This window comes from Vagococcus allomyrinae, from assembly GCF_017829975.1.
GTDB classification, from domain to species: domain Bacteria; phylum Bacillota; class Bacilli; order Lactobacillales; family Vagococcaceae; genus Vagococcus_D; species Vagococcus_D allomyrinae.
Map to the genome: position 1 here is coordinate 240987 of NZ_JAEEGA010000005.1, position 14224 is coordinate 255210.

At 40.3% G+C, this 14224-nt stretch carries 13 protein-coding genes; 3 read left to right on the plus strand and 10 right to left on the minus strand.

Translation table 11 applies throughout. The features are described from left to right. From I6N95_RS09810 to I6N95_RS09855, 10 genes are all read right to left on the minus strand, one after another. Entirely contained in the window at positions 1-822 is an 822-nt protein-coding gene (locus I6N95_RS09810; protein WP_209527109.1) for a purine-nucleoside phosphorylase, read from the minus strand. 19 nt (positions 823-841) lie between these two features. After that, a complete protein-coding gene (gene deoB / locus I6N95_RS09815; RefSeq protein WP_209527111.1) occupies positions 842-2008 on the minus strand; it encodes a phosphopentomutase in 1167 nt (388 codons plus the stop codon). Between the two features lie 98 nt (positions 2009-2106). Then, a complete protein-coding gene (locus I6N95_RS09820; protein ID WP_209527113.1) occupies positions 2107-3069 on the minus strand; it encodes an ABC transporter permease in 963 nt (320 codons plus the stop codon). Further along, positions 3069-4202: an ABC transporter permease gene (locus tag I6N95_RS09825; protein WP_209527115.1), complete on the minus strand. Its 1134-nt coding sequence runs from the start codon at positions 4200-4202 to the stop codon at positions 3069-3071. Before I6N95_RS09825 ends, I6N95_RS09820 begins: the two co-directional genes overlap by 1 nt. Next, positions 4195-5736 carry an ABC transporter ATP-binding protein gene (locus I6N95_RS09830; protein ID WP_209527234.1) on the minus strand — a complete coding sequence of 514 codons (1542 nt, stop codon included), beginning with the start codon at positions 5734-5736 and terminating at the stop codon, positions 4195-4197. Before I6N95_RS09830 ends, I6N95_RS09825 begins: the two co-directional genes overlap by 8 nt. Positions 5737-6129: 393 nt before the next feature. Next, on the minus strand, positions 6130-7227 hold the full coding sequence (locus tag I6N95_RS09835; RefSeq protein ID WP_209527116.1) for a BMP family lipoprotein: 1098 nt from the start codon (positions 7225-7227) through the stop codon (positions 6130-6132). A 67-nt stretch (positions 7228-7294) separates the two neighbouring features. Next, positions 7295-7693 carry a cytidine deaminase gene (locus I6N95_RS09840; protein ID WP_209527118.1) on the minus strand — a complete coding sequence of 133 codons (399 nt, stop codon included), beginning with the start codon at positions 7691-7693 and terminating at the stop codon, positions 7295-7297. Positions 7694-7713: 20 nt separating this feature from the next. After that, positions 7714-8358, minus strand: coding sequence for a deoxyribose-phosphate aldolase (deoC, locus tag I6N95_RS09845; protein ID WP_209527120.1), 645 nt, complete (start codon positions 8356-8358; stop codon positions 7714-7716). 32 nt (positions 8359-8390) lie between these two features. Further along, a complete protein-coding gene (locus I6N95_RS09850; protein ID WP_209527123.1) occupies positions 8391-9692 on the minus strand; it encodes a pyrimidine-nucleoside phosphorylase in 1302 nt (433 codons plus the stop codon). Between the two features lie 137 nt (positions 9693-9829). Beyond that, the gene (locus I6N95_RS09855) at positions 9830-10852 is read right to left on the minus strand and encodes a LacI family DNA-binding transcriptional regulator (protein WP_209527124.1); all 1023 of its coding nucleotides are present in this window, start codon (positions 10850-10852) and stop codon (positions 9830-9832) included. Between the two features lie 557 nt (positions 10853-11409). Here I6N95_RS09855 and I6N95_RS09860 point away from each other — a divergent pair. Genes I6N95_RS09860 through I6N95_RS09870 form a run of 3 tightly spaced genes read left to right on the plus strand, consistent with a single transcriptional unit; the run spans position 11410 to position 14160 of the window. Further along, on the plus strand, positions 11410-12393 hold the full coding sequence (locus I6N95_RS09860) for an ABC transporter substrate-binding protein (RefSeq protein ID WP_209527236.1): 984 nt from the start codon (positions 11410-11412) through the stop codon (positions 12391-12393). A gap of 43 nt (positions 12394-12436) precedes the next feature. Continuing rightward, positions 12437-13360 (plus strand): ABC transporter permease, encoded by a 924-nt coding sequence (locus I6N95_RS09865; protein ID WP_209527127.1) that lies wholly within the window; start codon positions 12437-12439, stop codon positions 13358-13360. Continuing rightward, the gene (locus I6N95_RS09870; RefSeq protein WP_209527129.1) at positions 13357-14160 is read left to right on the plus strand and encodes an ABC transporter ATP-binding protein; all 804 of its coding nucleotides are present in this window, start codon (positions 13357-13359) and stop codon (positions 14158-14160) included. Before I6N95_RS09865 ends, I6N95_RS09870 begins: the two co-directional genes overlap by 4 nt. Positions 14161-14224: the final 64 nt, after the last annotated feature.

Genomic DNA, 14224 nt, shown 5'->3' on the forward strand with positions numbered 1-14224 from the left:
TTAGATATTTTTTAGCGTTTCTTTAATCAACGATTTGAAATCCGCTTTGACGCGTTCTGTTGTTTCGACAACTTCCGCATGATTTAAATTAGCTTGCATCCCCGCTGCCAAATTGGTCACACAGGTAATACCAAGAACACGCATACCCATGTGGCGGGCCACGATAACTTCTGGAACAGTTGACATACCTACCGCATCGGCTCCCATGGCACGTGACATACGGATTTCAGCCGGTGTTTCATAGGTTGGACCTGTATAGCCCATGTAAACCCCTTGTTGAAGGGTAATTTTTAATTGATCGGCAATACGACGGGTGATTTTACCGTATTCTTTGTCATAAGGCTCAGACATATCTGGGAAGCGTGGCCCTAGATTTTCATCGTTTTCACCGATTAACGGATTGGTCCCTGTAAAATTGATTTGATCCGTAATCAGCATTAAATTCCCTGGTGTAAATGAAGTGTTAACCCCACCTGCCGCATTGGTTACGATCATTGAATGAGCACCTAAAGCTTTCATCACCCGCACAGGGAAGGTCACCACTTGCATAGTGTTGCCTTCATAAAAGTGAAAACGCCCTTGCATCGCTAATACTTTCTTACCTGATAAATCACCATAAACCAGTTGTCCTGCATGACCAACCACTGTTGACACGGGGAAGTTAGGAATATCTTCATAAGGAATGACGATTGGATTGTCAATTTCATCGCCTAGTTCACCTAATCCTGAACCTAGGATTAAACCGAACTCAACTTCTTTCACCCCTTTGCTTTGGATATAAGTTGCTGTTTCTTTTAATTGTTCACTTAATGTTTTCGTCATTTGTTTTAACGCTCCCGTTCTATTTTAAATCAGCTAAAAAGCTGTTGCCGTTTTCCGTGGCAGGAACACCGAAGTTTTCCGCAATCGTGGCTGAAATATCCGCATAAAACCCTTGTGGCAAGTGGCCGTGACCTGTCATTTTTTTACTGTAAGCCAATAATGGCACATATTCACGAGTATGATCGGTTCCTGGGAAGGTCGGATCGTTTCCGTGGTCAGCCGTGATTAACAACAAATCATCTTCTGCCATGGCCTCGTAAATTTCTGGTAAACGGGCATCAAACTCATCAATAGCCTGACCGTAACCTACGACATCCCGTCGGTGACCAAATAAAGCATCAAAATCAACCAAGTTAGTAAAACTTAAACCGGTAAAGTCTTGCTTCATCACTTCGATTAACTTATCAACCCCATCCATATTAGAAGCCGTTCGCACAAACTCAGTGATGCCTTGACCATTAAAGATATCGTTGATTTTACCAACAGCGATCACGTCTTTACCTGCTTCTTTTAGTGAATCAAGTACTGTATGACCAAATGGATCTAGAGCGTAGTCATGACGGTTTGCCGTACGCTTAAAGTTACCAGGCTCACCAAGATAAGGACGAGCGATAATGCGACCGATCATATAAGGATCCTCTTTAGTAATATCACGAACGTACTGACAAATACGATACAATTCTTCTAGGGGAATCACTTCTTCATGAGCAGCAATTTGTAAAACAGGATCTGCTGAAGTGTAGACAATTAAATCGCCAGTTTTCATTTGATGTTCGCCATAATCATCTAAGACTTGTGTGCCACTGTATGGCAAGTTACAGACAATACCGCGACCAGAAAACTCAGAAATTTTAGCCAACAACTCTTTTGGGAATCCTTCTGGAAAGACTCTAAAGGGCGTTTCGATATTTAAGCCCATGATTTCCCAGTGACCTGTCATCGTGTCTTTCCCTACCGAAATTTCTTCTAACTTAGTAGCATAGCCTTGGTGATCAGCAATGGCTTCAACGCCTTTGAGTGGTTCAATTGTGCCTAACCCCAATTCTTCCATATGAGGAACGGTTAAACCAGCTTTTTCCGCAATATGACCTAAGGTGTGACTGCCAACATCGCCAAATTTTTCCGCATCTGGTGCTTCACCAATTCCAACTGAATCTAATACGACTAAATGCACTCTCTTAAACATGTTATTGCCTTCTTTCTGATTTTCTATAAACATACGCTAGGTACTATAAACGTGCCATAAGCCAGGCTAATTAGCCCGACTTGGCACGTAAATTGACGCTATTTAGATTTAATGTAATTTTGCCCGCCTGCTTTAGGTCCAGAAGCTTTCCCTAAGAAGATAACCAATACAATGATCGTTAGGACATAAGGCAATGATTCCAAGTATACTTTGGGAATATTAGCAATGAATGGAATATCCGATCCAGCAATACTTAGATTTTGTGCAAACCCAAAGAACAAGGCTGCTCCCATTGCACCAAGTGGATTCCATTTACCAAAAATCATCGCTGCCATGGCGATAAATCCTTGACCTGCAATCGTGGTGATTGCAAAACGACCAGAAATGGTTTGAGCAAAAACAGCTCCACCCATCCCACCAAGGACACCTGATAACAAAACACCTGAATAACGCATGAGATACACATTTATCCCTAAAGTATCTGCTGCCTGTGGATTTTCACCAACTGCTCGTAATCTTAATCCGAACTTTGTTTTGTACACAATAAACCACGCTAAAACAGCAATTACTATTGCCACGTAGGCCGGCAAAGAGGTCTTTCTGAAAAATAATTCCCCTAAAATAGGAATATCCTTTAGAATAGGAAATGAAAAGTAGCCAAATGATTCTTTAATCATCTCTGTTTGGCCTTTTCCATAAATTACTTTGATCAGAAAGACTGCTAAAGCAGGGGCCATTAAGTTAACCACGGTACCACTAATAATATGATCTGCACGTAAATTTACTGTGGCTACTGCGTGTAGCAATGAGAAAACCATTCCAACGCCGGCGCCTACTAAACAGGCAACCCAAGGTGTCCAAGCGCCTAAGACATCGGCAAACGTTAGATTAAAGACGATTGAGCTAAAGGCACCCATCACCATAATCCCTTCAAGACCTACGTTTACAATTCCTCCGCGTTCAGAAAATACACCGCCAAGAGCAGTTAAAATCAGAGGAGTCGAATAAACTAAGGTTTGTGTCACAATCGATGCTAATGTTGCTAATAGTTTCGGATCCATTATATGACTCCCCCTTCTTCATCGGTTTTTTCCACGGCCATAGTCACTTCAGCTGGTTCTGGCCGATTTTTCTTGTTATTCCCTATTTTATTCAAGAAGAAACGGATTAAGTAGCTAATTCCCACAAAGAAAATAATAGAGGCAATCACAACATCGACTAACTCTGTCGGCACCCCTGCGCCCAGTGGCATTCCTTGCCCACCTAGTTTTAAGACACTGAAAAGTAGTGCCGATAAAAGAATTCCTACAGAACTACCCGCTCCTAGAAGTGAAACCGCCATCCCATCAAACCCTATGCTTAAGGACGAACCTTGAACAAAGAAATTACCAAAAGTTCCCAAGCCATAAACAACGCCACCTAAACCTGCTAAGGTACCTGAAATAATCATCGATAGGACAATGGTTCGCTTGCTGCTCATTCCCGCATATTCTGAGGCAAATGGATTTAATCCAACGGAACGAATTTCAAATCCCAAAGTTGTTTTTTTCATTAAGAACCAAACCAAAACTAAAAATATCAAGGCTAAGAAAATACCTAAATTAAGACGTGAGCCACCAGATATTTCTGTTAAGAATGGGGTTCTTAAACTAGCATTTGCGCCAACCATTTTCGTAACACCTTTTGTTCCTAAGATGCCTGGTGCCATTAAGTTATTAACAATATGAGTACTTGTATAAAGAAAAACATAATTAAGCATGATGGTGACAATAACCTCACTGGTACCAAAATAAGCTCTTAGCACACCTGGAATTGCGGCTGCAAAAGCACCCGCAGCAGCCCCTGCTAAAACAGCTACAACCACGACCACTATCCGCGGTGCATCAGGCATTGATAAAGCCACCCAAATACTCGTTACCCAACCGCACAGAGCTTGACCTGACAGCCCAATATTGAAAAAACCTGCCGAATTAGCCACCGAAAACCCTAACGCTGTAAAAATTAACGGTGCGGCTGAAACAAAAATCTCCCCAATACTCTTTGGTCCTTGGAAAGCTGTATTAAACATCGCTTTATAACCCGCAACTGGATCGTAATTAAAAATCATCATAATAATAGCTCCTAGTACAAATCCCATGATAACTGACAGAACAGGAACTAGTATATTTTTAATTTTCTCTAGTTTATTATCCAACACTCTCACCCGCCTTCGACTGTCTCAGTTCTTCCCGTGCCTCTTCCAATGAATAACCGGCCATTAATAAGCCTAATTCATTTTCAGTCGTCACCTTGGGATCAACAATCCCGACAATTTCCCCTGCATGAATTACTGCAATTCGATCGGAAACATTTAAAATCTCCTCTAATTCAAAACTGACCACTAAAACAGCCTTTTGTCGATCCCGCTGTTCAATCAACCGCTTATGAATGTATTCAATGGCACCAACATCTAGTCCACGAGTCGGTTGCGACACGATTAATAACTCTGGATTGCGGTCAACCTCACGAGCAATAATGGCCTTTTGTTGATTACCGCCTGATAATGCTTTAGCTGGCACAAGCTCATTCGTCGTTCTAACATCGTATTCGTCGATTAACTTACGTGCATATGAATTGATTTGGCCATAATTCAACATGCCATTTTTGCTTAAAGGTGGCTGATAATAGGTTTGTAGCGCAATATTTTCAGCCAAACTCATCTCTAAGACTAAGCCATCACGATGGCGATCTTCTGGAACGTGCCCAACTCCTTTTTCAGTAATTTGTCGCGGACGTAAATTAACAATCGACTCGCCTTTTAATTCTATCGAGCCACTTTCAATTTTACGTAATCCAGTTAATGCCTGTATTAATTCAGACTGGCCATTGCCGTCAATACCGGCAATCCCCATAATTTCTCCTGCACGAACATCCAGACTTAACCCTTTAACTGCTGGCAACCCACGGCTTTCATTAACCACTAAATCTTTGACTGATAACACTACATCAGTTGGGTTAGCAGGTCCTTTGGGTGTCGTAAATGATACGGAGCGACCAACCATCATATCGGCTAGTTGTTGAGAAGAAACATCTTTCACCTTGACCGTATCAATTCCTCGACCTCGACGAATTACCGTACATAAATCTGCTACTTTTTTAATTTCATCTAATTTATGAGTAATCAGAATAATCGACTTACCTTCTTTAACCAGCCCTTGCATGATAATAATTAATTCATCAATTTCTTGAGGCGTTAACACGGCTGTTGGTTCATCAAAAATTAGAATATCCGCTCCGCGATAGAGGGTTTTCAGTATCTCCACCCGCTGCTGCATCCCGACAGAGATGTCACGAATATATGCTTTTGGATTAACATCTAATCCATATTGCTTTGAAACTTTCTCGATTTCCTTCTCAGCCGCTCGTTGATCCAGCACACCAGCATGCGTTAACTCACTACCCAAAATAATATTCTCCGTCACTGTAAACGCCTCTACTAGCATAAAATGCTGATGGACCATGCCAATCCCTAAGCGATTAGCAGCCGTTGGACTTGATATATTTACTTTTTCACCTTTGATAAATATCTCACCAGAAGTCGGTTCTAATAATCCTGATAAAATATTCATCAATGTTGATTTCCCAGCGCCATTTTCTCCTAACAAAGCGTGAATTTCTCCCGGACTAACTTTTAAATTAATGTCATCATTTGCTTTAAAAGTTCCGAACTGCTTTGTAATATTGCGCATCTCAATCACATATTCTCCTTGAGCCACGTGTTGTCACATCCTTACATTATTGTTTTTACTGTCTGTGCCTTTATTTGAAACGTTTTACCTAGTTGTCACTCAACTATAACCGATTATTTCAAATAGCGGCCTCTTTCCTAACACTACAGGCAGCACTCACGCTAAATCACTGTTCCCCTTCTTATTTCAGCTGACTTATTATGTCACTTATCGCGATGATGCTGTATTTTGGGATTGGATGTAGGAATAGATGACTTGTTTAATCATCTAATTGAAACATTCAAAATAAATAGCATGACTTTAGGACATTACCTTAAATGCTTCAGTAAAAGTTAAACTATTTATTGAAGCTACTTGATACACGGTGGTATCAAGTAGCTCAGAATGACTATATTACTTTTCTGGTGTTTCACTTACAACGATTTCTTCTGAAATAATTTTATCTTTCGCTTCTTGAATCGCTTTTTTAGCATCTTCTCCAACATAACCTTCTGTTAAATCAACACCACCATCTTTTAATCCATAAACTAAGTGTTCGCCACCAGGAAACTCATCTTTAAGAGCACGATTAGAGATATCTTGAACCGCTGCACCTACGCCTTTAAGTGTAGAAGTCAATGTAAAGTTATCTTCTTTACCGTCTTTAGTTTTGTATACGCCATCAGCATCTTGATCTCTATCTACGCCAATTACCCATACTTTTTCTTGATCGCCTGTTTCATTAATGTCTTTCGCTTCTTGGAATACCCCAGTACCTGTACCACCAGAAGCATGGAAAATAATATCTGCTCCACCTTGATACATTGCAGCTGCTAAGGCTTTTCCTTTTGCAGGATCACCAAATGATGCTGCATATTTAACATCTACTTTGATATCTTTTTTCAATTTTTCAGCTGTTTCTTTCACACCTTGAACAAAACCTGCTTCAAAGCGGTCAATTACAACCCCTTCTTCGCCACCAATAAAGCCAACATGGTCAGTTTTTGTACTATAAGCTGCAGCAACACCAGCTAAGTATGATGCTTCATTATCTTTAAACGTTGCAGAAACTACATTATCTTTATCTTCAATAACATCATCAATAATCCCAAAATTTGTATCAGGATTGGCTTCAGCCGCTGTTGTAACAGCATCTTTTAGCAAGTAACCAATTCCGAAAATAGTTTGAAAGCCGTTCGAAACAGCTTGGTCCATATTTGTTGTATAAGCGGATGCATCATCTGATTGAATATAAGCAAAACCATCTGCACCTTCAGATAAATTATTTTCTTTCCCCCAAGCCTGTAGCCCTTCCCAAGCTGATTGGTTAAATGACTTATCATCTACACCACCAATATCTGTTACAATAACAGCACTGTGCTTAGCACCATCACTACCACTTGCTTTACTATCATCAGTTGCTTTGTCTTTACCGCCTCCGCCACACGCTACCAAAGTTGCAGCTAAACCTAGTGTTAATAAACCCAATCCAATCTTTTTCGATGTCTTCATCTTGTAAAGCCCCCTGTATATTTTTTTTATTTAACAGCCATTACTGACCGATTAAATCACAAAGAAATTATAGTTGTTCTTCCGTAAATGAATATGGCATTAACTCTCCGACCGTCATCTCTTTTGTCACACCATCTTTATTGACCAACGTCACCGGCATGGACGAATCACAAAACTCCACCATCACTTGACGACAGGCGCCACATGGCGAAATGGGATCATCGGTATCTCCTGCAACCACCAGATGTTTAAAGTCACGATGCCCTTCTGACACAGCTTTAAAAAATGCGGTACGTTCAGCACAATTGGTTAGGCCAAAAGAGGCATTTTCAATATTAACCCCTGTAAAAATCTGATCATCTTTAGTAACTAAGCATGCTCCCACAGGAAATTTTGAATAAGGAACATAGGCACGCTGATAAACCTGGCACGCTTCCTTAATCCACTGTTCTTTCACTGACGACACTCTCCTTCTAAAAAGCTATTTTATCCCTCGGTAATGGCGATACTGGCACTCGTTCCAAGACGTGTCGCACCTGCGTCAATCATACTTTGAGCTTCTTTAGCGGTATGAATTCCACCAGATGCTTTGACTCCCATCTCAGGGCCAACAGTTGCACGCATCAGCGCCACATCTTCAACCTTGGCTCCCCCTGTGGAAAAACCAGTGGATGTTTTAACAAAATCCGCTCCCGCTTCCTTGGCCAAACGACTGGCTGTGACGATCTCGTCATTAGTTAACAGACTCGCTTCAATAATGACCTTGACTAACGCTTTATCCTTAGCTACCTTCACAACCGCTTCAATGTCTTCTTTAATAAATGCCTCATTCCCTGCTTTTAACTGTCCGATATTAATGACCATGTCAATTTCATCCGCTCCATTGGCAATGGCATCTCGGGTTTCAAAGGCTTTAACTTCGGTTGTATTAGCGCCTAAAGGAAAGCCAATCACCGTACAAACGGCGACAGGTTCTTTTAATAGAAGTTCACTGGCTAACTTGACCCATGTTGGATTGACACAAACAGAATAAAATTGATGTTTTTTCGCTTGGTTAATCAATTTTTTGATATCAGCTTCTTTTGCATCTGCTTTTAATAGTGTGTGATCAATTTTTCGATTGAAACTCATTGTTCACCTCTCCTTCCCCTCATATAAACGTCTTATTTAGTGACTATTTTTCTAACTAGCTGTGGTTCTTCAACGGTTTCACCGATTTCAATATTGTCGTACAACATCTGTTTCACGTCATCCACATTCTCGCGATTGGCATAAATGGTCACCAGTGGTTCACCTTCAGTAACATCCATGCCCACCTTTTTATGTAATTTAACCCCGACGGTATAATCAATCAGGTCTTCTTTTGTCTTACGTCCAGCTCCTAATAACATGGCCGCAACACCGATACTTTCGGCTTGTATTTCTCGAACACAGCCACTACTTTTAGCCAGTAACTCAATGGTATACTTAGCCACGCCCATCTTTTCCGGATGATCAACCACATCTGGATCGCCGCCTTGATTCTGAATCATCTCTTTAAATTTCTCAAGGGCCTTGCCAGACTCTAACGCTTCAACTAAGAGCCCTCGAGCCTCTTCCAATGTTTTAGCATGACCTGCCAGAACCACCATTTGACTTCCCAAAACGTAAACCATCTCGGTTAAATCTTCTGGGCCTTTACCTTGCAGTGTTTCAATCGCTTCCACGATTTCTATTGAGTTACCAATGGCTTCACCTAAAGGTTGAGACATATCAGAAATCACTGCCATCGTCCGCCGTCCGGCTAACTCACCGATGCGAACCATGGTTTCAGCCAACCGAGTGGCATCGTCAATATTTTTCATAAAAGCACCGTCACCTGTTGTTACATCCAAGACGATGGCATCCGCTCCTGACGCAATTTTCTTGCTCATGATTGAACTGGCAATCAGTGGAATTGAGTCGACGGTTGCTGTTACATCTCTTAGGGCGTACAAGGTTTTGTCTGCGGGGGCAAGATCACCAGATTGGCCAGTAACAGCAACTTGACTCTCATTTACCAGTTGAATAAATTTATCATTAGGTAATTCAACTTGGAAACCAGGGATTGCTTCTAACTTATCGATTGTGCCACCTGTATGGCCCAAACCGCGGCCGGACATTTTAGCGACAGGCACACCAATACTGGCAACTAAAGGCGCTAAGACGATTGTCGTTGTATCACCAACACCACCAGTAGAATGCTTATCTACTTTAATGCCGTTAATAGAAGATAAATCTATGACATCTCCTGAATTAGCCATGGCTAAAGTCAACGCGGTAATTTCTTCATCACTCATGTCTTCATAAAAAATAGTCATCAGGAACGCACTGACTTGATAATCAGGAATCGTACCATCAGTTAAACCTTTTACGAAAAAATCAATCTCTGTCTTTGTCAGCTCTTTACCTGCTCGTTTCTTCTCAATCAGGTCGATCATTCTCATTGTTATTTATCCCCCTATATGTCTTCACTATTATAACGAAATTTGTTGAAAAGGTAAAAATAAAAATAGTAAAACGTTTTACCTTAAACAACATACGGCTATCAACCGCTTTCATTTAACATGATAGCATCATTATTTTAACTAGTCAACCGTTTTACACTATTTCTAATAATCAAATTTGTTGGAAATATCTTATTAGGAATTCGTGAATGTGGGTTATCAATCGCGTCAATCGCAAATTTTGCAGCCGAAAAACCAATATCAAATACAGGTTGATAAACCGTTGTTAAAGCTGGTGCTAAGAACTTGCCTATTTCCAAGCCATCAAACCCGATCACAGAAATATCCTCTGGGACTGACAGTCCTGCTTCGTAAATCGCTTGATAAGCCCCCACGGCCATTTGATCGTTGGTACACACCAAAGCTGTTAACTGTCCTTTATTTTTAGCTAGTAATTTTGCAGTTCCTTCATAACCACCTTCAATTGTCAGAAAACTTTCTTCAATTAGTAAATCGTTATACTCAATCGCTCGATCTTCTAAACAATTCAAATAACCAGTGATTCGTTCAGACAGTTGATAATAATCATCAACTTCACGCAAAAAGCCTATTTGGCGGTGTCCTTGATCAATCAAATAGCTAACCGCTTCATAAACTCCCTTATATTCTTCCACAATTAACTTCCCCTCATTTCGTTGATTTTTTCCCATATCAACTAAAATCAGCGGTAAGTGTGGTTGCTTGCTTAAGACAACATCCATAATCTCTTTATCTAATACGTTAGGTGTGGCAATTATCATCGCCTCTACCGCACGGTGCATCAATTCATCAAAATATTTTTTTTCTAAAGCCACGTCATGTTTAGAATTACACAAAATAATCATATAACCTAATGAATTAAGGTACGTTTCAACCCCTTCAATCAACTTGGAGAAAAAGAAATCAGTAACATCTGGGACAATCATGCCAATCGTTTTCGAGCGTTTAGTGATCATACTTTGGGCAAAAAAATCGGGTTTATAATTAAATTCATCGACAATATCCAAGACTTTTTGACGAGTTTCATCACTAAAACGACTGCCTTTATTATTTAAAATTTGCGACACAGTGGTGGTTGAAACCCCAGCTTTATTAGCAATGTCTTTAATTGTTAATTTCATGTCCATCCCCAACTTTCATTTCGTCATTCGAAAAGGTTTTCACAATTTCTCTCCTCCTATCATATCAAATATTGAAAAAAAAGCATAGAAGATCTTTTAATCTCGTTATTTAATCCCTTTGATAAATCGTTCCTTTTTCCAAGTGCAACGCCATCCACCAAAAGGCTTTAACGCGCCTAATAACGGGCCTCCTCAATTGTCAGACTATTCAAAAAAATAGTTGACAAACCTTGACTGAATACCCTATACTTGAAACATCTTGAAATTTGTGGAGGTTCTTCAGATGCACCAAACAACTACCCCCCAATTAAATACTTTTTACTTTAGCTTCTTTAGGTAGTGTTTGTAGTCATGAGTCATGGGTACAAACAATGTTTTGTATCTATGTGGGCTAAAGAGTTTTGTCGTCAAGATAAACGCCACGTAGGATTTAAAAATCTAAGTGGTGACTAAACAATTTTAAGCGGATATTAAATTGAGCAGCCATTTAGATAGCAGTATCTAAATGGCTTTTTATATATAAATAGAAAAAACAAGGAGGAATAAACATGACATCAATGAAAGCAAAATTAGGTCTATTATTAACTACTGGGGTAGCTCTTGCTAGTTTAGCAGCTTGTGGCAATGGCAGTAAAGATAGCGAGGGGTCTGATTCAGGAAGCGAGAAAAAATCCGTTGGGGTGCTTCAGTTAGTTGAACATGAATCATTAGATGCTACCTATGAAGGCTTTAAGGAAGCCTTGGAAGAAGAAGGGTTCAAAGAAGGAGACAATTTAACCATTGAGTATCAAAACGCTCAAAACAATCAAGACAACTTAAAAAGCATGAGTGAGAAATTAGTGAAAGCAAAACCTGATTTAATTTTAGGGATTGCCACTCCGGCCGCTCAATCACTGTTAAATGAAACGACTGAAATCCCTATTTTGGTAACAGCTGTGACGGACTTAGCTGAAGCAAAATTAGTTGAAAGTAACGAAAAACCTGGCGGGAACTTGTCAGGAACTAGCGATATGGGACCGATTGAAGAGCAAATTGATCTATTATTAAGCATTGTGCCCGACGCTAAGACCGTTGGCATCATGTACAATGCCAGTGAAGCAAACTCTATTATCCAAGCAAACATTGCGAAAAAAGCATTGGAAAAAGCCGGTGTTAAAGTTAGTGAAAAAACCGCAAACTCAACTAATGATGTCCAACAAGTAACCTCTAGTTTAGCTAAGAACGTCGATGCTATTTATATTCCAACGGATAACACCTTTGCCAGTGCGGCAGCCGTGGTTGGCGAAGTTGCGAAAGAACAAAAAATTCCTGTTATCGCGGCATCTGTTGGTCAAATTGAGGAAGGTGGTTTAGCTACTTTTGGTATCGACTACAAATCACTTGGTAAACAAACCGGGCAGATGGCTGCTAAAATTTTAAGAGGGGAAGCTAAGCCAGCTGATATGCCAGTCGAATATTCAAAAGATGCCACATTGTTTGTTAATGAGGAGATGGCCAAAGCTTTAGGTATTGACCCCGCCAGTATCAAAGCACCTAAATAACCTAAAATAAACAACGCTTTTAGGCAGAAAAGAGATAGTTAATATGGAAATTCTCAGTAATATTTTAACAAACTTACCCTCAATTGCAGTATCGTCGATTTCACAAGGGTTATTGTGGTCGTTACTTGCTATTGGCGTATTTATCACTTACCGTATTCTTGATGTGGCTGATTTAACTACCGAAGGGACTTTCCCTTTAGGTGGTGCCATAGCTGCGACGGCCATCGTTAACGGTTTATCACCTGTTATTGGCACTTTGCTTGGCTTTGGCGGTGGTATGTTAGCTGGATTAATCTCCGGTTTACTTCATACCAAACTGAAAATTCCTGCTCTTTTAGCTGGAATCATTACCATGACTGGTCTTTATTCGATTAACTCCCGCATTATGGGAAAACCAAATGTGTCATTGCTTGGCGAAGAACGACTCTTTTCCAGTTTTGAAGCTCTCGGTTTCAATAAAGAAAATGCTGTCATCTTTGTCGGTCTAATCATTGTCGCAATTGTTATTGTTACTTTATACGTCTTCTTCCGAACAGAAATCGGTCTATCCATCGTGGCCACTGGTGACAATTTAGAAATGAGTGAAGCCAACGGCATCAACACTCATACAACTAAAATTTTAGGATACATGATTTCCAATGGATGTATTGCCCTCAGCGGTGCTTTATTAGCTCAAAATAACGGCTTTGCCGATTTAAATGCTGGTGTTGGAACGATCGTTATCGGACTGGCTTCCATCATCATTTCAGAAGTTTTATTTGCTAGTCAACCTCTCTTCTTCAGAATGTGCTCCATCGTTTTAGGCGCTATCATTTATCGGTTTATTCTGGCGATTATTTTAGAATTTCCGATTGAAGCCAATGACAACAAATTATTTTCAGCTTTAATCCTTATTCTCTGCCTATCGCTTCCGCTAATCAAGAAAAAAATGCGTCGAAAAAACGGGAAAGGAGCGCCAGCTAAATGACCACAATCTTAAAAATAGACAATTTGCACCAATATTTTGAACGGGGAACTGTCAATGAAAATCATGTCTTAAAAGGCATTGATCTTGAAATCAATCAAGGGGATTTTATTACCATCATCGGTGGAAATGGCGCTGGTAAATCAACGCTGCTCAATAGCATTGCTGGCACCCTTCCAATTGAAGAAGGCCAGATGTTCTTAGGCTCAAAAAATATCACCAAACAAAATGTCGTCAAACGTTCCAAACAAATCAGTCGTGTATTTCAAGACCCTAAAATGGGGACAGCGGTTCGTTTGACTGTTGAAGAAAATCTGGCCATAGCTTTAAAACGTGGCAAACCGCGCGGCTTTACCAAAGGAGTTAAAGCCATTAATCGCAACTTTTTCCGTGAACAACTGGCAACCCTTAACCTAGGATTAGAAGATCGACTGCAAGCAGAAATCGGCCTTTTGTCCGGTGGTCAACGACAAGCCATCACATTACTGATGGCCACCATTGTCAAACCAGAATTAATCTTACTTGACGAACACACTGCCGCGTTAGATCCAAAAACGTCGGCCTTAGTGATGGCTTTAACTGAAAAACTCATTACAGAACAAGCACTCACTGCTTTTATGGTCACGCATAACATGGAAGATGCGATAAAGTACGGCAACCGATTAATCATGTTGCATCAAGGGACTATCGCTGTTGACATTGCTGGTGAAGAAAAACAAAACTTAACCGTTACCGATTTATTAGATCTTTTCCATAAACAAAGTGGCTCGGCTATAAAAGACGATTCATTATTACTTGTTTAAACGCAAAAAAACGTCCCACGAGCAACCGTGTGACGTTTTTTTTCATCCGTTGCCAATCCCCTGA

Coding starts and splice junctions, on each gene's coding strand:
- I6N95_RS09810 (WP_209527109.1), bottom strand. CDS start 822: ATGACGAAAACATTAAGTGAACAATTAAAAGAAACAGCAACTTATATC.
- deoB (WP_209527111.1), bottom strand. CDS start 2,008: ATGTTTAAGAGAGTGCATTTAGTCGTATTAGATTCAGTTGGAATTGGT.
- I6N95_RS09820 (WP_209527113.1), bottom strand. CDS start 3,069: ATGGATCCGAAACTATTAGCAACATTAGCATCGATTGTGACACAAACC.
- I6N95_RS09830 (WP_209527234.1), bottom strand. CDS start 5,736: ATGCGCAATATTACAAAGCAGTTCGGAACTTTTAAAGCAAATGATGAC.
- I6N95_RS09835 (WP_209527116.1), bottom strand. CDS start 7,227: ATGAAGACATCGAAAAAGATTGGATTGGGTTTATTAACACTAGGTTTA.
- deoC (WP_209527120.1), bottom strand. CDS start 8,358: ATGAGTTTCAATCGAAAAATTGATCACACACTATTAAAAGCAGATGCA.
- I6N95_RS09850 (WP_209527123.1), bottom strand. CDS start 9,692: ATGAGAATGATCGACCTGATTGAGAAGAAACGAGCAGGTAAAGAGCTG.
- I6N95_RS09855 (WP_209527124.1), bottom strand. CDS start 10,852: ATGAAATTAACAATTAAAGACATTGCTAATAAAGCTGGGGTTTCAACC.
- I6N95_RS09860 (WP_209527236.1), top strand. CDS start 11,410: ATGAAAGCAAAATTAGGTCTATTATTAACTACTGGGGTAGCTCTTGCT.
- I6N95_RS09865 (WP_209527127.1), top strand. CDS start 12,437: ATGGAAATTCTCAGTAATATTTTAACAAACTTACCCTCAATTGCAGTA.
- I6N95_RS09870 (WP_209527129.1), top strand. CDS start 13,357: ATGACCACAATCTTAAAAATAGACAATTTGCACCAATATTTTGAACGG.